At 37.8% G+C, this 23,573-nt stretch carries 29 protein-coding genes and 1 tRNA gene; 29 read left to right on the forward strand and 1 reads right to left on the reverse strand.

The genetic code is table 11. The annotated features are described in order from the left end of the window. Positions 1–9: 9 nt before the first annotated feature. The 26 genes from FHQ18_RS11665 to FHQ18_RS11795 all read left to right on the forward strand — a co-directional run bounded on the left by FHQ18_RS11665 (position 10) and on the right by FHQ18_RS11795 (position 19,651). Positions 10–315, forward strand: coding sequence for a hypothetical protein (locus tag FHQ18_RS11665; RefSeq protein WP_149267351.1), 306 nt, complete (start codon positions 10–12; stop codon positions 313–315). Next, positions 312–1,454 (forward strand): phage tail sheath family protein, encoded by a 1,143-nt coding sequence (locus FHQ18_RS11670; RefSeq protein ID WP_149267352.1) that lies wholly within the window; start codon positions 312–314, stop codon positions 1,452–1,454. The genes FHQ18_RS11665 and FHQ18_RS11670 overlap by 4 nt, the downstream gene beginning before the upstream one ends. Positions 1,455–1,465: 11 nt before the next feature. Further along, positions 1,466–1,981: a phage major tail tube protein gene (locus FHQ18_RS11675; protein WP_149267353.1), complete on the forward strand. Its 516-nt coding sequence runs from the start codon at positions 1,466–1,468 to the stop codon at positions 1,979–1,981. A gap of 10 nt (positions 1,982–1,991) precedes the next feature. Then, positions 1,992–2,225: a phage tail assembly protein gene (locus FHQ18_RS11680; protein WP_149267354.1), complete on the forward strand. Its 234-nt coding sequence runs from the start codon at positions 1,992–1,994 to the stop codon at positions 2,223–2,225. Positions 2,226–2,445: 220 nt separating this feature from the next. Beyond that, entirely contained in the window at positions 2,446–4,764 is a 2,319-nt protein-coding gene (locus tag FHQ18_RS11690) for a phage tail tape measure protein (RefSeq protein ID WP_149267356.1), read from the forward strand. After that, positions 4,761–4,967: a tail protein X gene (locus tag FHQ18_RS11695; protein ID WP_149267357.1), complete on the forward strand. Its 207-nt coding sequence runs from the start codon at positions 4,761–4,763 to the stop codon at positions 4,965–4,967. The genes FHQ18_RS11690 and FHQ18_RS11695 overlap by 4 nt, the downstream gene beginning before the upstream one ends. Beyond that, entirely contained in the window at positions 4,955–5,950 is a 996-nt protein-coding gene (locus FHQ18_RS11700; protein WP_149267358.1) for a phage late control D family protein, read from the forward strand. The genes FHQ18_RS11695 and FHQ18_RS11700 overlap by 13 nt, the downstream gene beginning before the upstream one ends. Then, positions 5,935–6,576 carry a phage baseplate assembly protein V gene (locus FHQ18_RS11705; protein WP_149267359.1) on the forward strand — a complete coding sequence of 214 codons (642 nt, stop codon included), beginning with the start codon at positions 5,935–5,937 and terminating at the stop codon, positions 6,574–6,576. Before FHQ18_RS11700 ends, FHQ18_RS11705 begins: the two co-directional genes overlap by 16 nt. 3 nt (positions 6,577–6,579) lie before the next feature. Then, complete coding sequence (locus tag FHQ18_RS11710; RefSeq protein ID WP_149267360.1) at positions 6,580–6,957, forward strand: phage tail protein; 378 nt, start codon at positions 6,580–6,582, stop codon at positions 6,955–6,957. Beyond that, positions 6,957–7,274 (forward strand): GPW/gp25 family protein, encoded by a 318-nt coding sequence (locus FHQ18_RS11715; protein ID WP_149267361.1) that lies wholly within the window; start codon positions 6,957–6,959, stop codon positions 7,272–7,274. Before FHQ18_RS11710 ends, FHQ18_RS11715 begins: the two co-directional genes overlap by 1 nt. A gap of 78 nt (positions 7,275–7,352) precedes the next feature. After that, entirely contained in the window at positions 7,353–7,721 is a 369-nt protein-coding gene (locus tag FHQ18_RS11720) for a D-Ala-D-Ala carboxypeptidase family metallohydrolase (protein WP_149267362.1), read from the forward strand. A gap of 8 nt (positions 7,722–7,729) precedes the next feature. Next, positions 7,730–8,164, forward strand: coding sequence for a 3TM-type holin (locus tag FHQ18_RS11725; protein ID WP_149267363.1), 435 nt, complete (start codon positions 7,730–7,732; stop codon positions 8,162–8,164). Between the two features lie 4 nt (positions 8,165–8,168). Next, on the forward strand, positions 8,169–8,480 hold the full coding sequence (locus FHQ18_RS11730; protein WP_149267364.1) for a hypothetical protein: 312 nt from the start codon (positions 8,169–8,171) through the stop codon (positions 8,478–8,480). A gap of 3 nt (positions 8,481–8,483) precedes the next feature. Then, positions 8,484–8,771: a hypothetical protein gene (locus FHQ18_RS11735; protein ID WP_149267365.1), complete on the forward strand. Its 288-nt coding sequence runs from the start codon at positions 8,484–8,486 to the stop codon at positions 8,769–8,771. Beyond that, a complete protein-coding gene (locus tag FHQ18_RS11740) occupies positions 8,771–9,268 on the forward strand; it encodes a phage protein Gp27 family protein (RefSeq protein ID WP_149267366.1) in 498 nt (165 codons plus the stop codon). The genes FHQ18_RS11735 and FHQ18_RS11740 overlap by 1 nt, the downstream gene beginning before the upstream one ends. Further along, positions 9,246–10,580 carry a terminase large subunit domain-containing protein gene (locus FHQ18_RS11745; protein WP_149267367.1) on the forward strand — a complete coding sequence of 445 codons (1,335 nt, stop codon included), beginning with the start codon at positions 9,246–9,248 and terminating at the stop codon, positions 10,578–10,580. Before FHQ18_RS11740 ends, FHQ18_RS11745 begins: the two co-directional genes overlap by 23 nt. Continuing rightward, entirely contained in the window at positions 10,556–11,767 is a 1,212-nt protein-coding gene (locus FHQ18_RS11750; RefSeq protein ID WP_149267368.1) for a phage portal family protein, read from the forward strand. The genes FHQ18_RS11745 and FHQ18_RS11750 overlap by 25 nt, the downstream gene beginning before the upstream one ends. Next, positions 11,764–13,050 (forward strand): phage minor head protein, encoded by a 1,287-nt coding sequence (locus FHQ18_RS11755; protein WP_149267369.1) that lies wholly within the window; start codon positions 11,764–11,766, stop codon positions 13,048–13,050. Before FHQ18_RS11750 ends, FHQ18_RS11755 begins: the two co-directional genes overlap by 4 nt. Further along, on the forward strand, positions 13,008–13,373 hold the full coding sequence (locus FHQ18_RS11760; RefSeq protein WP_149267370.1) for a hypothetical protein: 366 nt from the start codon (positions 13,008–13,010) through the stop codon (positions 13,371–13,373). The genes FHQ18_RS11755 and FHQ18_RS11760 overlap by 43 nt, the downstream gene beginning before the upstream one ends. 53 nt (positions 13,374–13,426) lie before the next feature. Continuing rightward, complete coding sequence (locus tag FHQ18_RS11765) at positions 13,427–14,524, forward strand: baseplate assembly protein (RefSeq protein WP_149267371.1); 1,098 nt, start codon at positions 13,427–13,429, stop codon at positions 14,522–14,524. Next, on the forward strand, positions 14,517–15,380 hold the full coding sequence (locus tag FHQ18_RS11770; protein ID WP_149267372.1) for a phage tail protein I: 864 nt from the start codon (positions 14,517–14,519) through the stop codon (positions 15,378–15,380). The genes FHQ18_RS11765 and FHQ18_RS11770 overlap by 8 nt, the downstream gene beginning before the upstream one ends. Beyond that, the gene (locus FHQ18_RS11775; protein ID WP_149267373.1) at positions 15,381–16,526 is read left to right on the forward strand and encodes a hypothetical protein; all 1,146 of its coding nucleotides are present in this window, start codon (positions 15,381–15,383) and stop codon (positions 16,524–16,526) included. Positions 16,527–16,536: 10 nt separating this feature from the next. Beyond that, on the forward strand, positions 16,537–16,866 hold the full coding sequence (locus FHQ18_RS11780) for a hypothetical protein (RefSeq protein WP_149267374.1): 330 nt from the start codon (positions 16,537–16,539) through the stop codon (positions 16,864–16,866). Position 16,867: 1 nt separating this feature from the next. Next, complete coding sequence (locus tag FHQ18_RS11785; protein ID WP_188020414.1) at positions 16,868–17,956, forward strand: SUMF1/EgtB/PvdO family nonheme iron enzyme; 1,089 nt, start codon at positions 16,868–16,870, stop codon at positions 17,954–17,956. A 30-nt stretch (positions 17,957–17,986) separates the two neighbouring features. Further along, positions 17,987–18,334, forward strand: a complete 348-nt coding sequence (gene avd / locus FHQ18_RS11790) for a diversity-generating retroelement protein Avd (protein ID WP_149267375.1) — start codon at positions 17,987–17,989, stop codon at positions 18,332–18,334. 297 nt (positions 18,335–18,631) lie between these two features. Beyond that, the gene (locus FHQ18_RS11795; RefSeq protein ID WP_149267376.1) at positions 18,632–19,651 is read left to right on the forward strand and encodes a reverse transcriptase/maturase family protein; all 1,020 of its coding nucleotides are present in this window, start codon (positions 18,632–18,634) and stop codon (positions 19,649–19,651) included. A gap of 379 nt (positions 19,652–20,030) precedes the next feature. Here the strand turns inward: FHQ18_RS11795 and FHQ18_RS11800 are convergent. Then, positions 20,031–20,115, reverse strand: a tRNA-Leu gene (locus FHQ18_RS11800). 109 nt (positions 20,116–20,224) lie between these two features. Between FHQ18_RS11800 and FHQ18_RS11805 the strand changes: the two genes are divergently transcribed. From FHQ18_RS11805 to FHQ18_RS11815, 3 genes are read left to right on the forward strand one after another with little or no spacing between them, the layout of a single operon-like run. Further along, the gene (locus FHQ18_RS11805; protein WP_149267377.1) at positions 20,225–21,127 is read left to right on the forward strand and encodes a chemotaxis protein CheV; all 903 of its coding nucleotides are present in this window, start codon (positions 20,225–20,227) and stop codon (positions 21,125–21,127) included. Beyond that, positions 21,124–21,891: a tol-pal system protein YbgF gene (gene ybgF / locus FHQ18_RS11810; RefSeq protein ID WP_149267378.1), complete on the forward strand. Its 768-nt coding sequence runs from the start codon at positions 21,124–21,126 to the stop codon at positions 21,889–21,891. Before FHQ18_RS11805 ends, ybgF begins: the two co-directional genes overlap by 4 nt. After that, the gene (locus FHQ18_RS11815; RefSeq protein ID WP_149267379.1) at positions 21,884–22,864 is read left to right on the forward strand and encodes a LysM peptidoglycan-binding domain-containing protein; all 981 of its coding nucleotides are present in this window, start codon (positions 21,884–21,886) and stop codon (positions 22,862–22,864) included. The genes ybgF and FHQ18_RS11815 overlap by 8 nt, the downstream gene beginning before the upstream one ends. Positions 22,865–23,573 lie beyond the last annotated feature (709 nt).

A 23,573-nucleotide genomic window follows, 5' to 3' on the forward strand; every position in this document is an offset into this window, starting at 1 on the left:
GGTGAAATTATGGCCAAAAAGGCTCAAGTTGAAAGTAGGGAAATTACAGCAGAAATCCTTAAAGAAGAAAAAAGAGAGGTTGATAGGCTGATATATGTGGGGCCTAACATTACAGAACTACTTCTTGTTTTTGGTAAAACTTACGAAAAGGTTCCTGTTATCCCTGAAGAGTTTAAAGATTTAAATCTTAAGAGGTTTTTCGTAAAAATATCTGAATATCCGAAAAGGAAAACTGAGCTTGCAAAAGATGCTGAGAAAGTTTTGAGACAATACAGGACGATTTTAAAGGAAAAGAGCAAGGGAGGTAATAAATGAGTTATTTTGCAGGCGTAAGAACTTTTGATATTCCCACAAGCCTTGTGCCGCCTGTGAGGGTGAATAATCCTGTGGTGGCTTTTGGTACAAGTCTAAACAACCCGATAGGGCCCAAGCTGATATTTAGCTTTGACGAGTATGAACAGGTTTTTGGATATGATGGCGATTATACAAAGCATACGCTTGATGAAGTGGCTGATGTGGCATTTAAGCTTTACAAAGTGACGCCGGTTGTTTTTGTGAGTATTGGAGCAGATGCAACAGACACGGTCAATATCACATCTACAACAGTTATAGATGCCATAAATGCCAATTTAGACAACATATTTTTTCTTTTTAGAGAAGTGCCTGGCACATTAATTGCTCCGGGATTTTCAAAAGATCCATCTGTGGCTATTGCAATGGCTGCAGCTATGGAAACAGTTTCAACACTTTTTAAAGGTATGGCAATTGCTGACATTCCTGATACTATTGCTTACGCAGATGTACCGAATTATAAGACAATCAACAACTTAGTTGACGATAATCTTATTCTCACCTATCCTGCCGTAACATTTGAAGGTAAAGCACATAACCTATCAACTCATCTTGCTTTCCAGCAGGCATTTATTGATGGCAAGAACGAAGGGATCCCTTATCAGGTAGCATCAAATCAGAGGTTGCTGATAGATGGGTGTTCTCAAGTGTTAACTCTAACTGCAGCAAATTTTCTAAGAGGTAATGGTGTTGTGACCGTTCTCAATTTTATTGGCGGCTTTACTTCGTGGGGCGACAGGACAAGTGTTTATCCTGGCAATACAGACCCTGTTGAATGTCAAATCCCTATCCGTAGAATGTTTAATTATCTCAACGAGGTTCTCGTCAGAACATACTGGCAAAAAGTTGACGTGCCGCTGAATATGAGAGTGCTTAAGACAATCAGAGATAGCGTAAACACAATGCTTGACGGCTGGACTGCAAGAGAAATTATTAACGGCGGCAGATGTGAAATTCTCGAATCTGAAAATCCTACAACTGACCTGATAGATGGTATCGCAAGACTTCATATTTATTGGGCACCACCTGGAGCATTGAGAGAGATCGATTTTTACAAAGAGTATGATGTGAACTACATTCAAAGTATTGTAGGACAGCTTTAAGGAGGTTTTAGATGGAAAAGCCTGTAAAATTAGCAAACGCTACTGTATATAAAGATAATTCTGAGATAGTTGGTATTGCTGATGCGGAACTGCCAAAGGTGGAGTTTGATGCTGAGGCTTTAAAGGGGCTTGGTGTTGCTGGGGAGATTGAGATGCCAAATCCAGCCAGTATAAAGCCGATGGCATGCAAGCTTAAATTTAATACAGTTACACCTGCTTTTGCGTCTCTCACAGCACCAACGGCTCATACAATCTCAATTCTTGGCAGCATGCAATGGCACAATCCTGATGATAAAACTGCAAGGTATGTCCAAGTAAGGGCATTCATAATCGGCTGGCCAAAGTCTTCTTCAAGCGGGAAGGGTGAGCAAGGTAAAACTATGGATGCGGAAATTGAGTTTTCTGTGCAGGTTTATAAGCTTGAGATTGACGGCACGGTTTATTATGAGATAGACCCTGAAAACTTCAAACTGATGATTGATGGCACTGACTACCTTGCCGATGTCAGAGCAAATCTTGGCAAATAGGGGGTAATTGATGGATAAAGAGTATAAGCTGAAATACCCTGTGGGTGATGTCAAGAGTGTTAAGATGAGAAGGCCTAAAGTGAAAGATTTGATAGATTTACAACAGCTTGATATTGATGAGGCAGAAAGAGAGCTTTTACTATTTGAAAAATTAACAGGTGTACCGAAAGACATTTTAAAAGAGATGGATATGTATGATTACGCTCGCATTCAGGAGATGTATGCGGGTTTTTTGAAGGGGTAAGCGATATATGGAGTGCAGTGAGGAAGGTTGCATTCGTCTTCAAGTTTCCGCCATCAGAGATAAAAGAACTTACTCTGAATGAACTTGAAATATGGCGGGGCGCAGCCGATGAAATTATGGCCGATATTGCGAGTTTTTCGGGAGGGGATACATAGATGTATCCCCTTTCGTAAAACTTGCACGAAAGACACTTTATAAAGCTTTATAAAGGGGTGTTTGATTGAAGCAGTATGTTCTTGGGATAAAGATTGGCGCAGCGTTTGACTCCACTTTTAAGCCCACATTGAACCGTGCAAAAGAGTCTTTAAGATCGCTTAATAAGCTTACAGATTTGAAACTGCGTCTTGACTCTAAAATTAAAGATGCGAGAAAGAAGTTTTCTGAATCCGTGTCAAGCTGGAGAAGTGTGGCGGGTACTGCTCTAACCGTAAGCATGCCTGTCAAAATTGGTGCGGATTTTGAATTTCAGATGACCCGAGTGGGGGCGCTTTTAAATGTAACTGGAGACAAATTTGAGGCCTTAGAAAAGAAGGCGATGCAGCTTGGCTCTACCACAATGTATTCTTCAAGTCAGGTTGGGCAGGCTATGGAATATCTGGCGATGGCCGGTTTTTCTACAAACCAGATTTTACAGACGGTTGGCCCTACTCTCAACCTTGCTACAGTAGGCAATATTGAGCTTGGCAGAGCTGCTGACATAAGCTCTGATATTTTATCTGGTTTTGGTTTGAAGGCAAAAGATCTTACACGTGTTGTGGATGTGATGTCAAAAACTATTTCCACGTCAAACTCATCTGTGGAGTCTCTTGGCGAGGCGATGAAGTATGTGGCGCCAGTTGCAAAATCTCTCGGAGTCTCCATTGAAGAGACCTCTGCGATGCTTGGGCTCCTTCATAATGTTGGTATCAAGGGAAGTATGGCAGGGACTACTTTAAGGGCAATGATGTCAAGATTGTCTGCTCCTACAGGTGCGGCAGCAAAAGCTCTGCAAAGACTCGGAGTTCAGACAACAGATGCTTATGGCAAAATGAGACCTATGCAGGAGATTTTGAAAGATATAGGTGAAAGATTGGAGCTTTTGCCTGAGGCAAAAAGGATGGAGTTTGTAAAAGCCATATTTGGCGAAGAACCGGCAGCTGGAGCTATAGAGCTCATTGTGCAGGCAAAAACAGGTGGGCTTGGTAAATATATCGATGAGGTTGAAAACGCTTCCGGTTCTGCATCAAAGATGGTTGGCAGGATGAATGATACAGTCGTGGCCAGGTTTAAGGCTGTGGCAAGTGCTCTGGAAGGAATGTTTTTGACGATTTATAAGCCTATTGAGCCTCTTGTGAAATTTGGGCTTGATGTGCTTGTGGGCGGTATTAGAGCGCTTACTTCAGTCTTAAAAGTGGTCTCTCCAGTTTTATCTCCGATAGTGTTTACTCTCGGTATGTTTTATGTGGCTAGCAAGCTTGCAGCTATAGGGATGGCTTTGATGAGGCTTCAGGCACTGCTTGGTGCAAAAAGTTTGCTTACTTTTGGTATTAGGATACCATTTTTAAGCTCTGGCATGATGATGCTTGGTAAATCTTCGCTGTTTGCAGGAATTTCTTTTGGTAAACTGTTTGGGATTTTGCGGGCTGGAGCAGCTACGCTTCTTGCTAACCCTATTTTCCTGGTAGGTGCTGCTGTAGCTACGGGAGCTTATCTTGCAATAAAAAACTGGAGCAAAGTGAAAGAGTTTTTTAAGAGTATCGGTCAGACTATGAAAAACGTGTTTGTGTCGCTAGGGGGTGCTATAAAAAAGGTGTTTAAAATTTTCTTAATGGCAACCCCAATAGGTGCAGCTTATTTTGCAATAAAGAATTGGAAAAAAGTTAAAGAGTTTTTTAAGGGCTTTGGGGTTTCAGTTAAGAACATTTTCGCATCTATTGGTAATGCAATAAAAAATGTTTTCAAGTCGGTTGTTAATGTTGTCTTGACTCCGTTTAAACTCATCGGCAAAGCTTTTAATCTTGTCAAAAAGCCTTTTGGCTGGATTAAGGGATTGTTTGGAGGAGAAGAACAGGAAGCTGCGGCTGATAGAGTATCTAAATCTTTAAGCACTCGAGAGAAAGATGGCACATTAAAAATAATTGAAAAAAATAATGCGATAAAACAGACGGAGAAAGTGCTGCAAAAGGAAAAAGATAAAACCTTTATCGGCAAGATTATCGAAAAGTTTTTTCATACAGAAAAGAAAACCGAAAAAGAGAGTGTTAAAACAGTTTTGGAGCACAAAGCTATAAAAGAAACAGATAGAGTATTGCGTAAAGATTCGTTTGTGGCCACTAAGAGCGAGAAAAAAGATACTACAAAAGAGTTAAAAGAATTTAAAGAAAATAAAATCAGAGATACTGGCATAACAATAAACTCTATCAATATTAATATAAATTCTGACAGACCAGTAGAAGTTATAAAAAAAGAAGCCCCTCAGATAAAAACTGAGGTTAAAAGGATAATTTTTGAAGTTTTTGATGATTTGAAAAGAAAACAAGCGCTGGCGTATAATAAATGATAGTACATAAGACAAAATACGGTGAGACTTTTGATATTTTGGCGAAAAGATATTACGGGGATGAAAAGTTGATGCATTATATTCTTGAAGCAAACCCTGAGCTTAGAGATAAAATATTTTTTGATGGGAACTTTGATGTGTTTATTCCTGATCTTCCTGAAGATGTAAAAATCGAAGAGGTTACAGCTCCGTGGAAAAGGTAAGAAAACCGCTGTTTGTCCTTATATATGAGGGCAAAGATATCACAAAAGACATCTCAGAAATATTTGATTCAATAAGTTATACTGATTATCTATCTGGGATGTCTGATGAGATCAGCATATCGCTTGAGAATAGAGATGGGAGATGGTTTAAATCATGGATGCCCCAGAAGGCGGATAGGTTGAAGCTTTATCTTGGATATGAAAGCAGTAAACTGCTTAATTGCGGCATTTTTATAATTGATGAGATTTCTTATGGCGGTTTTCCTGATAAAATCGATTTGAAAGGTTCTTCTTTTCCTTATGAGTCACCCAATCTACATAAAACAAAGAAACGCAGAACTTTTGAAAACACAACATTAAACAGTATCGTAAGTGGTATAGCAAAAGAAAACAGTTTGCAGCCGTTTGTAAAAATAGAGCCCGATGTAGATATCAAGCGTATTGATCAATTTGATGAGACTGATGCAACATTTCTGACCAGGATTGCTGAGGATTACGGCTATTTTATAAAATTTGCCGAAGAAAAGCTTATTTTCTCGAAATTTAAAAATTTGGAGGATGAACCAGCTTCTTTCACCATTAAGAAAGATGAGATTGTATCTTACATGGTTAAAGATACGATACATACCTTATATAAAGAAGCGATAGTGGAATACTTTGACCACAAAGAGCAAAAACTAAAAACCTACACCTTTCATGATCCCAATATCAAATGGGGTGAAACTCTAAAAATAAACGAGTCTGTCGATAATCTTGTGCAAGCTCAAGAAAAGGCAAAAGCTGCGCTTCGGGCAAGAAATATGCTGAGCGCAAAAGTTACACTTGAGCTGATGGGAGATACAAGACTTGTGGCAGGTTTGACTGTAAATATTGAAGGGTTTGGTAATTATGACGGCAAGTATATTATCAGTTCAAGCACACACACATTAGACAGTTCAGGATACATTACTTCAGTGGAGCTTAAAAAATGCTTGAGTTATTAAAAGAGCTTGAATTTCGTATTAGAAAACTTGAGATAATACAAAACTCTATCGTAAGATTAGGTAAAGTGACAAACAGGTATCCTGACAAAAACAGGGTGCGAGTAGAATTTCAGGGCAATGATAAGATTGTTTCTTATGAATTAGAAGTTTTGCATCCAAAAACAAAGGATGATAAGTTTTATTTTATGCCGGATATTGACGAATATGTACTCTGCGTATTTCTACCTTATGCACCAAGTACCGGCTTTGTGGTGGGAGCATATTACGATAAAAACTACACTCCGCCTGTTAGCAACAATGATGAATTTTATGTAAAGTTTTCAGATGGTACCGAGATCTTTTACGATAGAAAACAGCATCTGTTGAAAGCAACAGTAAAAGGCGATATTGATATTACTGCTGTCTCATCACATTTTACAACAATCACAACTCATGACGGAGACATTACAATCAACGGTAATGTGGTGATTAACGGCAATCTTCAGACAAACGGGAACATTCAGGCAAGTCAGCAAATCAGAGATTTAGATGGTGTAAGCGGGTCATTAAGCGATTTAAGAAAAGTATATAATGAGCATACTCACCAGAACGGCGACGCGTCGAAACCTCCAGTTCAGCAGGTGTAAGTTATGGTGTGGGGTTCGCTTGGAAGTATCATTTTTGAAGTTCATAAGACGCCTAATAAAGGCAGTTTTATCAGAAAACACAGGTTTGATTATGCAAGAATAACCACTTTCCAAAAACCAAAGGTTCAGTATTTACGGGAGAACCTTGAGGAAATAGAGTTTGAAATGAGATTTTATTTTTATTCAGGTATAGACCCTTTGATGGAATCTAAAAAGCTGCTTGATGAAGCAAGAAAAAAAGAGCCTTTGACCTTGATGGTGGGCGATAATGTTATAGGGCGATTTGTGATTGAGGAGGTCGAGGAAACTTACAAAATAACAGACAATAAGGGTAATTTGATAGATATGGGCGTAAAAGTGAGATTGCTGGAGTATGTATAATGGTGGTTGAGTTGACAAACGAATCTGCTCCAATCAGTTTTGGTGTAAGTGGCATTGACGAAATAGCGCAAAATGTCAGAATGATTTTAAACACGAGAAAAGGCTCTGTGCCGCTTGATAGAGATTTTGGTCTTAGTTGGAGTGTAGTAGATTTGCCAAACACCCGTTTTTTGCAAAAATTAAAAATGGAAGTGGTGCAACAGGTTGAAAAGTATGAGCCAAGAGTAAAAGTGCGTGAAGTGTCCATTTATCCTGATGAATTGGTCTTAGATGGTGTTTGTAAAATTAAATTAAAAATAGAGGTTATTTCCCTTTAACAGTCTCCGGTCACATCTTTATTGGAACACCAGCCAATAACTCATTATCTTTTTTACTAAACCTGCAAGGAGTGCACTATGCAGCTTGAACACTTTAGTCTTGATGAGTTCAAATGTAAGCATTGCGGAAAAGTTCTGATGAAAGAAGAATTTTTAAGTATGCTTGATAAAGCAAGAGATCTAGCTGACGTGCCTTTTGTGATTACAAGCGGCTATAGATGCGAGAAGCACAACAGAAATGTTGGTGGCACACCAAATTCATCTCATATAAAAGGCTATGCTGCTGATATTGCGACTAGAAACAGTGCCGATAGATTCAAGATTGTTTTTGGACTCATCATGGCCGGTTTTAGAAGAATTGGGATTGGGGAAGATTTTGTTCATGTTGACAATGATCCTGAAAAACCATCAGGAGTAGTCTGGACTTACTATAAGAAAAAGAAGTGAGGTGAGAAATGCCCATATTAGCTACACTTTTACCTGCTGCTATATCTGCAGTGAAAGGATTGTTGAAAGAGAAGTCTCCTGAACTTGCTAATGCTGTGGAAAAGATAATCGAAACACCGGAAGCCAAATTGAAATTAGAAGAGCTTGCAATAGAAAAACTCAAGCTTGAACAAAATATAGAAAAATGGGAGCTTGAAGATAGACAAAGTGCAAGGGAGCTTGCAAAAGTTGATATGGCAAGCGACTCATGGCTGTCGAAAAACGTAAGACCGTTAATACTTATATTTTTAACAGGAATGTTTGTGGTGGCGTTCTTTATGTCTTCTCAAAATAAATATGAAATGGAAATGATAAACACCTTTAAAAGCCTGTTAGCATGGGTTTACACTTTTTATTTCGGTGGCCGTAGCGTCGAAAAAGTTATTAAAATCCTTAAAGGATAACTAAATGGAAATAAAGATTCTTGAATTGCTAACAGGCGGAGGATACATGGCAGTAGGTGCTTTTTTGCTCTACATGTTCTTAAGGCTTGATAGAAGCATACAATCAATGACGAAAGAGATAAAGGAGATTAAACAGAACTATGTCTCTAAAGATACATGTGTTTCCAAAGATATAACAAAAAGGGTAAATGAGCTTGAAAAGGAGACTTTAAAACGGAGTGAGTTTTATAGAGATTTTTCTGGTTGGCGAGCAGAGATAAATAGAGTTGAAGACAAAGTAGATCAGCTAAAAGATTTAATAATTTCAAGAGGTTAGCTTATGACTTCTAAGACTTTAAGAGGGCAATTACTTGATTTTCTTTACAAGGTTTATCCTGAAGAAACAGAGGAGATAACTATCATCTCTGTCTTTTATCAGTATTTTAGGGAATCTCAAATCAAAAAAAGCCTTCAATATCTCGTAGATAAAGGCTATATCGAATCAAAAAATATTCCTCATCCTGTACATAAGAGAAAAACTATAAAACTATACAAAATACGTCCAGCCGGAGTTGATCTTATAGAGGGCAATTTTCACGATGAAACAATATTGATAGAGGAAGAATAATGCCACCTCGCAGTAAAGCTAAAATGTATGACCTTGTACAGCGTATTGTTTATATGTATGATACCGAGAAGAAGGGCGTGCGTGAAATTGAAAGCATTTTGAGAAGCGAAGGTTTTGATATTTCAAAATCTTCAATACACCGCACCATAAAAAGCTATGCTGAGCTTGCAGAAGAATATAAAAAAACCGCAGAAGAGACAAAAGCTTTGATTGAAGAACTTAGAAAAACTCCTGCCTCATACACAATGGAAGCTATTTTGACAATGCTGACAAATAAGATCTTCCAGTTTGTTAGAAGTATTGAAAATATGGAGTTTGATGAGCCAGATAAGCTGGTGATGGCAATGAACAGGCTCGCATCTTCAATTGAGAAAATTCAAAGATACAGAGAAGAGTTAGAATCTAAGGTAAAAAAGATTGAAGCTGAAGCTGAAAAGAGAAATATTGATAAAGAATTTATAAATATACTGAAGAATGAACTCTACGGGATTTCCTAAAAATGGCATTCTGTTGCCTTATCAAAAATATGCGTTTGAAAAGCTCAACGCTCACAAATACTCAGTATTGCTCTGGAGTAGGCAGACCGGCAAAAGTTTTCTCATCTCCTTATGGGCAGTTTTAAGAGCCCTTGAGCTCAAAAACCACACAATTTTAATAATTTCGCCTACCGAAAGACAGTCAAAAAACTTAATCGATAAGGTTAAAACACATGTCCAGGCTTTTAAAATTGCTGGCGCACAGGTTAATGAAAAGATGTTTGACGATTTGAAAATAAACCAGCTTGAGGTGGTGCTGCCTAATGGAAGCAGGATAATTGGCTTGCCTGCGAACCCTGATGGCGTGAGAGGTTTTTCTGGTGATGTTATTTTAGAAGAGGCTGCATTTTTTAAAGATGGTAGAGCTGTTCTTCAGGCTATATTCCCGACAATTACCAGGAAGAAAGAATATAAGCTGATTGCTATCTCAACACCTCGTGGCAAAAACGATATCTTTTATCATTTATGGAATATTGCAGGAGAAGATCCGTTTTATTTCAGGATGAAACTGACAATTTTTGATGCAGCCTGTCAGGGGCTTGATGTTGATATTGAGGCGCTCAGGCGCGGGTGTCCTGATGAGGATACCTGGAAGACGGAATATTTATGTGAATTTGCTGATGAAAATGAAACTTTGCTGAGCTATGAGCTGATACAGTCCTGCGAATCAGATTGCAAGATAAGTGATGTAAGAGAACTAAAAGGCGATATCTTTTTGGGTATAGATGTGGGAAGAAGAAAAGATTTAACTGTTATCAGTATCGTAGAGATGCTCGGTGAAATTCTATATTTGAGACATCTTGAAATCTTAAAGAAAGTACCATTTGAAGAACAGTTCAATATTATAGATCATTACGCCCACTATGCCAGAAGGCTGGCCATAGATGAAACCGGTATCGGCATGATGCTTGCTGAGCAGCTTCAAAAGAGATGGGGCGAGATGAAGGTGCTGCCGGTTTATTTTACCCAGCGAACAAAAGAAGAGCTTGCAAGCAGACTAAAATCTGTCTTTGAAGACAGGAAAATACGCATTTTCCCTGAAAGAGATTTGAGAGAAGATTTACATTCTATCAAAAAAGAAATTACCCCTTCTGGTAATATCAAATTAAGTGCTGACAGTACCGATCTGGGGCACGCAGACAGATTTTGGGCACTCGCATTAGCGGTAAAAGCAAGCGGTGTTGATGATAATAGTGTCTATGTAACGCCTGTTTTTGGTAACTCAAAACTTTCAAGAGGTGAAAAGAGATGGGATTCTTACAGGATATTTTAAATAAAATCAGTAAAAAAGACGCAAAAAGAACATCTATTGAGCCAATTTCTGTATATTTGCCAAAAACAAGCAGCGTAGAATCAAAGCTTATACAACCACGATTTCCTTATGAATACCTTCTTGATTTAGAGCGTCTAATTATGACTAATCCTGATCTTGCACATGCGCATCAGGTATTTTTAGACCTTGCAAATACAGACATAAAAATAAAGGCTGACGATAAAGTCAGAGAGGCTGTTTTAAGCTTTTTTGATGAGTTGCAAATTAAAAAACTAAAAACGCAGCTGTTTAATCAAATAATCCTTTATGGTGCGATTTCGGTTGAATGGATTATTAAAGAGGATTTGTCAGGCATTAGAGATGTTAAAAGGGTGCCTGTCTGGACAATACGGTTTGTTTACAACGAAGAAGAAGATAAATTTGAGCCCTATCAACATTTACCGCCAAAACAACCAATAAAACTCAACGAGTATACTTACCAATATATTCCGCTACTTACTCTTGATGGCTCTCCTTATGGTATTCCACCTTTTATATCAGTTTTCACTATTTCAGGTATCCAAGATGAGCTTTTTGACGAAATAGCAAATATGGCGGCAAAAACAGGAATGATAGGGTTTGTGGATATTGAGGTCAAACCGCCACAAAAGGTGGCAGGTGAAACCGATACGGAATATTACAAAAGAATCAGAAGGTGGCTTTCTGAGGAAGCAGCAGCGATTCAGGAGATGATTCAAAAAGGGCTTGTGCTGCATACCGATGCGTCAAAGGTCAATTTTAAAGAGATCCCATCTTCAAGCATAGGCAAAGACATTACGGAGCTTATAGAGCAATGGGTGGTTTCAAGCGCAAAAATGCAACCCTCGCTTTTGGGTAGAACTACCGGCTCCACCGAGACCTGGGCATATATTGCTTATGAACAGTTTGTAAGACAGCTCAGGAATATTCAACAGGCAGTAGAAGAGTGTCTGAGTTATGGTGTAAAGTTACATTTGCTTTTAAATGGAATAAGTGATGATGTGGAAATCGAATTTACAAAACCACCAGTTCTTTCCCCGGAAAAGGATGCAAACGCTCAAAAATTGAGAGCAGAAAAGCTAAAAGCTCTGGTAGAGGCTGAAATTATAACAAAGGATGAGGCAAGGCGTGAACTTGGCCTTGACCCTGATGAGGTGAGCGTAGAGTGAGCTACGACCGCACTTTAAGAGAACTTGTTAAAGTCTTTACACGCTTTTTTAATGAAAAAAAAGATGAAGCTTTAAGAGAAGTTTTGCGTTTTTATAAAAATTTTGTTGTTTTTGATGAACTTGCTAAGTATCTGCTATATAAAATTGAAGAAAAGACAGCTCTTGATGACAAAACAAAAGGTGAGTTGCTTAAAGTATTTCAGAAATTTTATGAAAAAGAGAAAAAAGATAAGTCAAAATCTCTTGATATAGGATATAGTTTTAGACAACCTGACGAGCAAACGATTACGTTTATAAATAGCTTAAATGACTATTATCTTGGAAGGTTTTTTCATGCAGATTCCAGAGTAAAAAAAGAGGCATTGTCCTGGATGAATAAATATTATCTAAAAAGCGGCAATCCTATTGGTAAAGGCCAGAAAGGGATAGTTGAATTTTTGACTAAATTTGGTGATTATTTATCAGAAAAAAGCGAGTTAAAGGCAAGACAGATAATTGATACCACAATGAATACAGTGCGAAATTTTGCGCATATCAACTCTTTTGTCGAGGCAGGTGTTGAGCGGTTTAGATGGGATGCTACAAATGACAGACTAACCTGCCTCGCCTGCCGCAGTATGGATGGCAGGATCATTGAGACAAAGGCGGCAAAAGAACAGGTTGATATGGTGATAAACTCAAGGCCTGAAGATTTGCCAAACATCAGGCCAATCATAACAGATTATTATAAAGGTAAAACTTCTGATTTTCCTTTAAAGACACCGCCCATGCATCCTCTTTGCAGGTGCACCGTAGCGGCAGAGTTTGAGAGTGCTCCTGTAAAATATGAAGTCATCAGGCCTAATGGTGTGTCGTTCACTTCAGAACAGTTTGAGCTTGAAGAAATGTTTAGCAATCTTTCAAACGATGAAATTCATAATAAAGTAAAAGCGCATCTTGGTGATGTGTGGGCAAGACCACCTGCTGAGCCTAAGAAAAAACATCTTGATAGTATGCTTGGTAAATATATAACTAAAAAATTTGAAAAACATGTGATTCTTCAAAAGGAATTTCCTAATATTCAAACTATTGAAGAATATGAGCGACTGGCTTATAATATTATAAAGAACCCACAAAGGGTATATGTGGAAATAGGGAATGATAATAAGTATTATTTCGCATTTTTTGATAAAGATATAATGGTAATAACATCTGATGATAATATGTCGATCAGTAGTATGTATAAAATTAAGGATGAAAAATGGCTGAAAAAAGCGAGAAAAGCGATTATCAAGATTTATTAGAAGAACTTGACGCATATTTGAGCTGGCCAGAAGGTAGCCCTGCAGTGTATAATTACTATGAAAGCTACATTGCCCTTGAAACAAGAGATGAATTGTCAAAATATAGGCTAACTGATGAATTGATAGAACTTGATAAGCAAATAATTAGAGGCTTGAAAAAATACACGGCAGAGGTTAATAGAAAATATGTTGATGATGATCCTTTAGAAAAATGGTGGTGGCATTTAGATAAAATACAGAATGGCACTTACCCCCCAGAACTTTTACCTGATTATCTCCAGGTAGAATACTTTAAACTTCATCCTCATCTAAAAAGGCCTTAGGTCTTTTCACACCTTTATTGGAAAATCAGATGCTAACAAAATAGTTTAGTGACATGGATTTTGTGAATGTCGATACATCCAAAATTGAAGCGGAGATTTTGCAGGCTTATGAGACTATTTCGGGCAAAAAGCTTTATCCGGCTGATCCTGTCCGTCTTATTCTTGAGACAGTCGCTTATGTGGTAGCTATTCTAAAAAACGATATCAACTATACCGGCAAACAAAACCTTCTTGCATACGCAAAAGGAGAGTATTTAGATAAGCTTGGAGAGCTTCTTGGAGTAAAAAGAACTGGAGCTACAAACGCAATCACGACTCTAAGGTTTTTCGTAAGCGAACCCCTTGCTTTTGATGTTCTAATACCTCAGGGCACAAGGGTTACTCCTGACAATAAAATCTTTTTTGAAACAATGGAAGAAGCAAAGATTATAGCAGGTCAACTTAGCGTTGATGTGCAGGCAAAATGCCAGACTGCTGGCGCGGTAGGTAATGGCTTTTTGCCAGGGCAGATAAACCAAATTGTCGATATTATTCCTTATGTCGATTCCGTTCAGAATGTTTCAGTCAGCTATGGAGGTTCTAATATCGAGAGCGATGAACACTTGAGAGAGCGAATACGTCTTGCCCCTGAAAGCTTTTCAAATGCAGGAAGCAAAGGGGCATACATTTTTCATACAAAATCAGCCCATTCTGAAATCGAAGATGTATCTGTTCTCAGCCCTTCTGCAGGAGTGGTAAAAATAGTATTTTTAATGAAAGATGGTGCGCTGCCAAATTCTGACCTGATTCAGATTGTCCAAAACTATTTAAACAGCGAAACCGTTCGCCCTTTAACTGATCAGGTGATCGTTGAAGCTCCAATTGTCGTTAGTTATAATATAGATTTGACATATTATATTCATAAAGATTTTTCTACTCTTGTACCAATTATAAAATCGCAGGTTGAGCAGGCGGTAAATGACTTCATTGCTTATCAGAAGACCAAAATCGGCCGTGATATTTTGCCAGAAGAGTTGATTGGAAGACTCAAACAGATAGACGGTGTTTATCGCATTCAGCTAAAGTCACCCACTTTTACTGAAATCTTAGAAGATCAGGTTGCTTCTGCGGCTAACGTTTTAATCACTTATGGTGGTCTGGTAGATGATTAAAGAGGTAATCCCTTTCAACCTTCTTGAAGATGAAAATGTCTCTCCGCTTTTAGATGCAATCGAGGAAGAACTAAATGGTTTATTGCGGCAGATTTCTATTGCGCTAATTTATCCAAAAATTGACGAACTCCCGGAAAATATTATCGATCTGCTTGCATATCAATTTCATATTGAAGGTTACGATATAGCTGAGTCTATTTCTGAAAAGAGAAACTTTGTTAAAAACGCTATTCTAGCCCATCGTCATAAAGGCACAAAATGGGCGATAAAAAAGGTTCTGGAGATTGTTGGACTTGATGGCGAAGTTAAGGAATGGTTTGAGACCGGTGATGCGCCTTATACATTCTCAGTGTCTCTATCCGGAGAAATTTCGGATGACACCCCCATTGCAAAATTGATTGATCTTATTAATGAATACAAAAATGTCAGAAGCAAGCTTGTAAGATTCGATTTTAAATCAATAAAAACTTTGAAACAACTCTTTATAGACTCTTCTATGGCTCTTGAAATTGAACCCCAGTCATTATTTATAGCTCAAAAAAATATCTTGAATGAAATCAGAGACGGCTCCGTTTTCGATGCCGATTTTGGCGTTGCGCGCTTTAATGCTGCTGTGGAATCTCGAAATGCCGGTGCATTTTCGACAAACGATTTAAATATAAAGTTTAAGCCTGATATTCCGCTTGAGCCTGTTCACACTGATATTATGCCGAATGATTTTGTGACCGTTTTGGAGTTAAACGATGAGGGATCGGCAAGTATTTTTAGGGAGTATTTTACAGAAGACGGATTTTTATTGAGAGAAAGTCTCTCTTTAACAGCTAACGCAACCGCAATTATAAACCTGGAGGTATAAATGGCGACAGTAGGATTACCAACCGACGCTGGTTTAAGCGTTTTAAGCTCAAATTTGCGTGAAAATGTGAAAAAATTTGCGCTGTATGGCACAGATTCCTCTGATAAAAGCGTGCCGATCAGCGAAACCGCTACGACCTTAAGTCTTTCATCTTATCTTGTGGGCGAATTTGATGTTTCTCAGGCGTATTTTGACGACAACGGTGTTCTCACGTTTGAATGCCCAATTCCGTATGAATACAACTCTACGAAATGGGTTTCTGCAATAGGGCTTTTGTATGTAGATCCAGGCTCTGGCGCAAAAACGCTTGTTGCTCTTGCATCAAGTGCAAAATTCCAGAAGATCAGCGGCGTTGGCGGAACATTTGTTTTTAAAGTGCCAATTGCTGGTGATGCTTCAACACCTATCTTTAAGGAACAGCCATACATCACTGACGCTCAATTTGCAAGTTTCATCAATGAGCGTGATGGAGTTTTGCTTGAAGCGCTTTCTCAAGCTGCGCTTGCAAATAGAGAAATAGAAAAAACACTGAACATCCGATTTCAGACAGGAGAGATTGTTATTTATAATCGTGGTATTATAAACGGTCTGGATGTTAGCAAATCAACTACTGCCACAAGGAACGTAAATATTACAAGCGGACAGGTTTTCCTTGAAGGTAGAGTCCTACCTGTTGACGAGCTGGCAAACACAGCAAACATTCCGTCAAACCCTGACACAACTGCTAAATATTGCTATCTTTATGCTTATTTAAACGATGTTGGCAAAATAGATGTTGCGTGTACTCTGCTCGATGAAGAAATACCGGAAGGTGGAATCCCTTTATATAAAGTCACTGTGCCCGCTGGAAATACCGAATCAAACGACCCTTACCTTACCTCAGTGACTTTTGCCGATATCAGAAGAAAAGAGCCGAACTATCCGCTCTATATGAGTGCGTCGCCCACCGTGTATGTGCCACTTGAAACTCCTGTTGTTGATTCTGAGTATCAAATAGATATTGAACTTGTAAGTTTTTCCGGATGTGGATTCCAGCTTGGCTATGTTTATGTTGGCGCAAAAGCAGCGAACGGCTTCTCTATATACTACAACGGCAGTGCTGACAATATACACATAAAGTGGACACTGAGAAAATTAGACCTTTAGGAGGTGAATTGTGAAAATCGAGTATAAAGGCAACCCGCCTTATTGCGATTTTAATCTTGATGGCAATGTCCTGACGATAGACGGTCAGTTGTTTAATCTTGATGAACTCAGAAAAGATACGGAAAACGAAATCAATATTTTTGATGATGCAGGAAATTTTCTGGCAAACATTATTATCCCGCCAAACGAATACGACCTTATAGATACCGGAAAAACTGATGAAAATGGCGCACCAATCTATGAAAAGGTGCTAAAGCCGCTGAATATAGAAAAAGTTCGCATTGTAATCTGGCAAAAACATATAAAACCTAAAAACAATACGATTTTAGAGGAGGTATAAAATGCCTGTTATCTTTACAAAAGATTCTCTCAGAGCTTCTGTTGAAGCAGCAACAGGGGGCAAAGTTACCGTCATGTATGATGACAAAGGGTACCCGAGCTATATGGTAAGGATCCCTAAATTTAACTTGGAAGATATAGACCCTGATTTAGGCTCAGGCCCTCATCCAGCATTTATCGTGAATGGGCAAGAGAAAAGTGAGATCTGGATAGGCCAATATCAGGCAAAGGTTGTTGATGGAAGAGCCTGCTCTTTACCTGGAGTTGACCCCTCTGTTTACATGACGTACGACCAGGCTGTTTCGTATTGCAAAAGCAAAGGCGCCGGCTGGCACTTAATGACAATGCACGAATGGGCAGCCGTGATGTTGTGGTGTCTCAAAAATGGTTTTCAGCCACGCGGAAATACAAATTGGGGCAGAAGTCATGAAGCTACTTTTGAAACGGCTGCAAGAGTAGATAATGGCACACCCGGTTCCACTATAGGTACAGGTAGAACTATTGCTGGTTCAGGCCCCGTAAAGTGGAGACATGACGACACATTTTCCGGTGTTGCAGATTTGGTTGGAAATATCTGGGAATGGACTCATCTGTTTAAAATAGTGGATGGTAGAATATATACTCCATTATCAAATGACTTTGATATGGATGAGGCAAGCTGGCCGGCACAAAATGCGTATTTTGACAGCCCTGTCGCCGGAGATGGGATAGGCACCAGCGATTTAGGTGAACCGATTCTGAGTGATTCTGTGACGAATTACGCCGGCCCGACTGGAGATAGCGGATATTTCGACTACAATTATGATTCAGTCTGGAATACGCTCAGCATAAAAACTTCCTGGGATCCGCCTTTGATTTTGAAGCAATTGTGCGTAGCTCCATCCAAATATGACGGTACAGCTACTTCTCAACTAGCTATCTTCTCTGGAGCTAAAGGAGCTTTTTGGGTCAGAAATTACGGCGAAAGAATCCCTCTACGTGGCGGCAACTGGGGCTATGCGGCGCTTGCCGGCCTCGCTGCGCTCAGCCTGAACGATCCCCGGTCGAGCTCGTGCTGGGACATCGGCTGCCGCCCCGCTTTTGTTTTATGAAAATCTGAAATCTGAGAGGCTGATAATCTGATGGGTGTAAGTGCGAGTAAATTGAAAATACTGCAAAAATGGGAAGATGTGGCTGGATATGCTTATATAGTTTTGCGTCATATCCCAAAAAGTGAAAGATTTACGCTCGGTGCGGAAATTAGAGAGGCTATATGGAAAGGCTTAAAGTTGATAATAAAAGCTAATGCGGCTAAAAATAAAAAGCCCTATTTGCTTGAACTTGATAGCGAGGTAAAAGTTTTGCTTGCACTCATCAGAGTTGCTTACGAATTAAAAATTATACCTATTAAAAAATACGAAATTTTCTCGGAAAAGCTTATTGAAATAGGAAGAATGATAGGAGGTTGGCTAAAGTATGCAAACAAATAGGGGCAGGCTCGCATAACCTCTACGTGGCGGCAACTGGGGCAATGCGGCGAATGCCGGCCTCGCTGCGCTCAACCTGAACAATCCCCGGTCGAACTCGTACTGGAACATCGGCTGCCGCCCCGCTTTCCTTTCACGCCAGATGCCAGATAGTTACGGCTGTCTGGTCAGTGCGAAAGAAAAGGGAGCCTGCTCCTTCCCTCTGCAGAGGGAAAAGATATACAGAGGCAGGCGGCAAGTAGCTGACAAAATCAGCGAAAGTGGCCTGACCTCGCCAAAACTGATTTTAAGGAGGAAAAATTGCCAAAAAGTGTGAATGGTTTGTGGGAAGAAATTGTCTCTTTTGAAAATCTTTTTGCGGCATATAAAGAAGCAAGAAGAGGTAAAAGATACAGAAACGAAGTGTTACAATTTGGTTATAATCTTGAGGAAAACCTCATAAATATACAAAATCATCTGATATGGAAGTCTTGGACTCCCGGCAAACATCGCACTTTCTATGTGCACGACCCCAAGAAAAGGCTTATATCGGCTCCGCCTTTTGAAGATAGAGTGGTTCACCATGCGATTGTCAGGGTTATTGAACCGCTTTTTGAAAAGAAATTTATTTACGATAGTTATGCCTGCAGAAAAGATAAAGGGATTCACGCAGCAACTTTGAGGCTGCAATCATTCCTTAGAATAGCAAAAAGAAACTGGCCGAAGGTTTATGTTTTAAAAGCTGATATCTCCAGTTATTTTCCATCCGTAAATCATCAAATTTTGCTGGATATTTTAAAAAGAACCATCAGGGATGAAAATGTCTTATGGCTGTGCGAAAAGGTTATTTCCGACTTCGGATATGATGAACAGGGTATCCCAGTAGGAGCCCTGACTTCGCAACTTTTTGCAAATGTATATCTCGACCAGCTTGATCATTATCTCAAGGATGGGTTCGGAGTGAAATTTTATGTGCGCTACATGGACGATTTCGTCATTCTTGGTAGCGCAAAGAAGTGTCTCTGGGGACTTCTTGATAAGATAAAAGACTTTTTGCTCAGACTGAAGTTGCGCCTTAACCCGAAGACTAATGTTTTTCCGGTACACAGAGGCGTCGATTTTGCCGGTTATCGCACATGGGCTACACATATTTTACCGAGAAAGAGAAATGTCAAAAAATTCCGAAAGAAAATGAAGTGGATACAAAAAGCTTATGCTTCAGGCAAAATCGACCTTGATTACATCCGTCCTCGCGTCATGAGTTTTCTCGGCTATATGAAACACTGCAACTCTCTTGCAACAACAAAAATGCTGCTTAATGAAATCGTTTTTTATAGATAAATCCCTAGACAAGTATAGCATATTGTCTATTATGTAAGCAATGTCAAATTTCAGATTTTTTTTTGACATCCCAGATAGTCCAAATTAGCCCCGCATAGTCCCATAATTTGCCCAAGCTTACGTTATAACTGCCCAAGCTTACATTATAATTCTGCCCCACCTTACACTCAAATGAATAGTAAATAAAAGCCTCAAAGGTAAATTATTTGCAAAAATAGAAGGTAGGAATCCAGTTTTGTATTAGCATCTATCAAGACAAGATAGATTTTTTTCAACTTTTATTTTAAGTGTATCACAAAATGTATCATGAAAAACTCTATTCAAACTATAGGTAGAAACTTGTTTTCGCAACTAGTTGATATTTAACAACTAATCAAAATGCCGGAGGGGGGACTCGAACCCCCACGGGATTAGCTCCCACTGGATTTTGAGTCCAGCGCGTCTACCAGTTCCACCACTCCGGCGTAGGTTAGATTTTATAATTAACTTTTCATTATTTGTCAAGTTATTAAACTTGAATATGCAAATATGTTGTGCTAACATAATTTAGTGGAACAACTTTAAGGTGGAGATATGGCATTAGACCATGACATTTTATTAGAAGTTGGAACAAACGAATTTGAAGTTGTGGAATTTATCATTGAAGCTGATAAAAATTATTATTTTGGAATTAATGTTGCAAAAGTGCGTGAAATTATCAGATATCCTGAAGTGATAAAACTTCCAAATGCTCACCCCTCAGTGATAGGTACAGCTAATATAAGAAATAAGGTAATCCCTATAATTAACCTAGCGCATTGGCTAAATTTAAAACAAGATTTCGACCCTAAAAAAGCAAAAGTAATAATTACTTACTTCAATCACCAATACAACGGATTTGTAGTTGATAATATGAACAGAATTCATCGTGTCACCTGGGCTGACATTAAAGATTATTCAACCATAGCAGACTTTAGACTTGCTGATTCTGTTTTAGGAGTAATACAGATCGATAATAGACTTATTCAATTATTGGATTTTGAAAAAATAGCAGCTGAAATTAATCCAAATACAAAGATGGAGCACATAGAAATTGATCGATCAAATTATAATTTACGTAATAAAAAAACAGTCTTTCTTGCAGAAGATTCTCTCGTTATAAGAAGACTTTTAAAAAACTCTTTGATTGAAGCTGGTTACAATGTCATCGATTTTGAAAATGGGAATAACTTACTAAATGAAATTAGAAAAAGATTACCTGATTTAATCATTACAGACCTTGAAATGCCAGAGGCTGATGGTACTTTTATCATTAAGACTATCAGAGAAAAAATGAAAATAAAAAATCTACCTATTATTGTTTTTTCTTCTCTGGCAAGTGAAGAAAATGAAAGGAAAGTTCTCAGCATTGGAGCAAATAACTTTATAGGAAAACCTGATTTAGGAATATTAATCAATACAATAGATGAATACTTAATAAAAGAGGGGGCCGTATGAAAATTAAAAAATCAATGTTCTTAATTCCTGTAGTTGCTCTAACATTTGCATGTGCTCAAAACAATGAAATAATAAAAAAATCTATATCCAATATCAATGAAGACATAATAACTCTTCAAAAATCCATAGCTGAGTTGCAACTAAATGTTCAGGAACTCGATAGAAAAATTAATGTTAACAATGAAAACATAAAAGTAAACTCTGATGCTATTGAAAAACTGAAAAATGAATTAAATAACTATTCTTATGAATTAGAAAATCTTAAAAAGAAATTGAAAAATGCTAATTCTCAAACACAACAAACACAACCTTCTACTATTTCAAGTATTCCTAAAACTCAGGACACCTCAGAAATCATAATCATAGAAGATGATACAACAGATAAAACTTCTCTTTATTCCTACGCTTATGAACTTTATATGAAAGGTAAATATTTTGAAAGCCTAAACAAATTTAATGAATTTTTAAAAAAATTCCCCAATGATGACCTCTCAGACAATGCCCTTTATTGGATTGGTGAAATTTATTACAGCCAAAAAGATTATTTAAAATGTATCGATACATTGAAAGAGCTTATAAAAAAATATCCTCAAGGGAATAAAGTACCAGATGCAATACTAAAATTGGGTTATTCATATTTAGAAATAGGTGATCAAGACAATGCAATAAATAAACTAAAATCATTGATTAATAATTATCCTGGCACTAGAGCAGCAAATCTTGCAAAACAAAAATTAAGTGAACTAGGAGTCCCTTATGATTAAAAAGATCTTTCTTGCTATTTTAATTTTAATATTTTCATTACCACTTTTTGCTGAAGAATATATTATCAAAAAAGGTGATACACTTTGGGATATTTCTAAAAAATTTTATGATGACAATTTCAAATGGCCATTAATTTGGAAATACAATGTTACCATAAATAATCCTGATTTAATTTATCCAAAACAGAAAATTCATATACCAATTTTAGACAGTAAATTTGAAAAACTTCCTATAGATGACACTTTTAAACTTACAAAACCATCATATAAAAAACCTGCACTAGATTTAAGCGACACTTCTCTTGTAAAGGTAACTTACTCTTTAAAAAATATAAAATTAAATGATTTTGAGTTTATATCAGAAACGTTACCTAATTGCCAGATTATTGCTGTGGAAGAAGGCAAATATTATGCTTCCACTGGCAATATTATTCGCATAAAATCGAATTCAAATTACAAAATAAATGATAGCATAATAATTTATAGAAATACTGGAATATATGATGATTACGGTTACCTTCTAAAAGTAGTTGGATATGGTACTATAAAAACAAAAGAATACGATGGTACTGCTCTTGTTGTAATAGATAAATCTTTTGAACCAATTAGTAAAAACTTTTTATGTGATCAGGGTAAAGAATTAAAAGTAACAATACCAGATACCTTTAAAACTATCCAAAGCAAAGATAGCGGAAAAATTATCTATTTAACTGATGATATTAAATTTGCAGGGCAAGGCAATAGTGCTATAATTTATGAAAGAAATAATACTGCAAAAGTTGGGGACATATATGATATTTACAAACAAATTCTAGAAGATAGTTACAAAAGAACTATGAAAGTAGGTGAAGCTCAAATTATCTTTAAAAATGGAGATTTCCTTACTGTAAAAATAATAAAAAGTAATTTAGAAATAGCCGTTGGAGATATTGCATACCTTACAAAGATTTCTATAATGCAAAATCAACCTTGAAAGGTAATAGACTAAAACTTCAATGATAACTGATACTAAAGCTCGCTTCGGGTCCTACGACCCTCGCTGGTGACAAAATCTCCAACCTCCGTCATCGCGAGGAGCGAAGCGACGATGCGATCTCTATCCACAATGAGATTGCTTCGCTGACGCTCGCAATGACAAAACCTACAACCTTCGTCATTGCGAGGAGTTTGCACAGCAAACGACGAAGCAATCTTTATCCATAAAAGAGATTGCTTCGGGGCTTACGACCCTCGCAATGACGGCATACTTCTTCGTCATAGCGAGGAGCAAAGTGACGATGCGATCTCTCTTTTTTGTCAAAGTCAAATGAAAATCTGGAGTCACCCCATTTTTTCAAGAATTTAAAATATCTGGTTTACGGAAAAACATTTTCGGGTTCAGGGTGTAGCACAAAAACAAATATCCGATTTTAAAAATTCAAAAATAATCTAATCTATTAGAATGCTCATCACGATTTATCTAAGTGATTTGTGCAACACCCTGAAAGTTCCCATAAAACCGCCATGGACGGCGGTTTTGAGGAACTTGCCTCGCAAACATTACGGGATGTTTTGTGAGAATGTTCCGTGTTTAATGTCAAACATTTTTTGCAACCCTTGTTAAATTTTCCAAATAATTAGGATCATACGGCCTTCCACTCTTTAACACTCCGAATATTTGCCTTATCAGTTTATTTGCTACC

Origin of the sequence: Deferribacter autotrophicus, from assembly GCF_008362905.1 — a bacterium.
GTDB classification, from domain to species: Bacteria; Chrysiogenota; Deferribacteres; order Deferribacterales; family Deferribacteraceae; genus Deferribacter; species Deferribacter autotrophicus.

Coding starts and splice junctions, on each gene's coding strand:
- FHQ18_RS11665 (WP_149267351.1), top strand. CDS start 10: ATGGCCAAAAAGGCTCAAGTTGAAAGTAGGGAAATTACAGCAGAAATC.
- FHQ18_RS11670 (WP_149267352.1), top strand. CDS start 312: ATGAGTTATTTTGCAGGCGTAAGAACTTTTGATATTCCCACAAGCCTT.
- FHQ18_RS11675 (WP_149267353.1), top strand. CDS start 1,466: ATGGAAAAGCCTGTAAAATTAGCAAACGCTACTGTATATAAAGATAAT.
- FHQ18_RS11680 (WP_149267354.1), top strand. CDS start 1,992: ATGGATAAAGAGTATAAGCTGAAATACCCTGTGGGTGATGTCAAGAGT.
- FHQ18_RS11695 (WP_149267357.1), top strand. CDS start 4,761: ATGATAGTACATAAGACAAAATACGGTGAGACTTTTGATATTTTGGCG.
- FHQ18_RS11705 (WP_149267359.1), top strand. CDS start 5,935: ATGCTTGAGTTATTAAAAGAGCTTGAATTTCGTATTAGAAAACTTGAG.
- FHQ18_RS11710 (WP_149267360.1), top strand. CDS start 6,580: ATGGTGTGGGGTTCGCTTGGAAGTATCATTTTTGAAGTTCATAAGACG.
- FHQ18_RS11715 (WP_149267361.1), top strand. CDS start 6,957: ATGGTGGTTGAGTTGACAAACGAATCTGCTCCAATCAGTTTTGGTGTA.
- FHQ18_RS11720 (WP_149267362.1), top strand. CDS start 7,353: ATGCAGCTTGAACACTTTAGTCTTGATGAGTTCAAATGTAAGCATTGC.
- FHQ18_RS11725 (WP_149267363.1), top strand. CDS start 7,730: ATGCCCATATTAGCTACACTTTTACCTGCTGCTATATCTGCAGTGAAA.
- FHQ18_RS11730 (WP_149267364.1), top strand. CDS start 8,169: ATGGAAATAAAGATTCTTGAATTGCTAACAGGCGGAGGATACATGGCA.
- FHQ18_RS11735 (WP_149267365.1), top strand. CDS start 8,484: ATGACTTCTAAGACTTTAAGAGGGCAATTACTTGATTTTCTTTACAAG.
- FHQ18_RS11740 (WP_149267366.1), top strand. CDS start 8,771: ATGCCACCTCGCAGTAAAGCTAAAATGTATGACCTTGTACAGCGTATT.
- FHQ18_RS11745 (WP_149267367.1), top strand. CDS start 9,246: ATGAACTCTACGGGATTTCCTAAAAATGGCATTCTGTTGCCTTATCAA.
- FHQ18_RS11750 (WP_149267368.1), top strand. CDS start 10,556: ATGGGATTCTTACAGGATATTTTAAATAAAATCAGTAAAAAAGACGCA.
- FHQ18_RS11760 (WP_149267370.1), top strand. CDS start 13,008: ATGGCTGAAAAAAGCGAGAAAAGCGATTATCAAGATTTATTAGAAGAA.
- FHQ18_RS11765 (WP_149267371.1), top strand. CDS start 13,427: ATGGATTTTGTGAATGTCGATACATCCAAAATTGAAGCGGAGATTTTG.
- FHQ18_RS11770 (WP_149267372.1), top strand. CDS start 14,517: ATGATTAAAGAGGTAATCCCTTTCAACCTTCTTGAAGATGAAAATGTC.
- FHQ18_RS11775 (WP_149267373.1), top strand. CDS start 15,381: ATGGCGACAGTAGGATTACCAACCGACGCTGGTTTAAGCGTTTTAAGC.
- FHQ18_RS11785 (WP_188020414.1), top strand. CDS start 16,868: ATGCCTGTTATCTTTACAAAAGATTCTCTCAGAGCTTCTGTTGAAGCA.
- avd (WP_149267375.1), top strand. CDS start 17,987: ATGGGTGTAAGTGCGAGTAAATTGAAAATACTGCAAAAATGGGAAGAT.
- FHQ18_RS11805 (WP_149267377.1), top strand. CDS start 20,225: ATGGCATTAGACCATGACATTTTATTAGAAGTTGGAACAAACGAATTT.
- ybgF (WP_149267378.1), top strand. CDS start 21,124: ATGAAAATTAAAAAATCAATGTTCTTAATTCCTGTAGTTGCTCTAACA.
- FHQ18_RS11815 (WP_149267379.1), top strand. CDS start 21,884: ATGATTAAAAAGATCTTTCTTGCTATTTTAATTTTAATATTTTCATTA.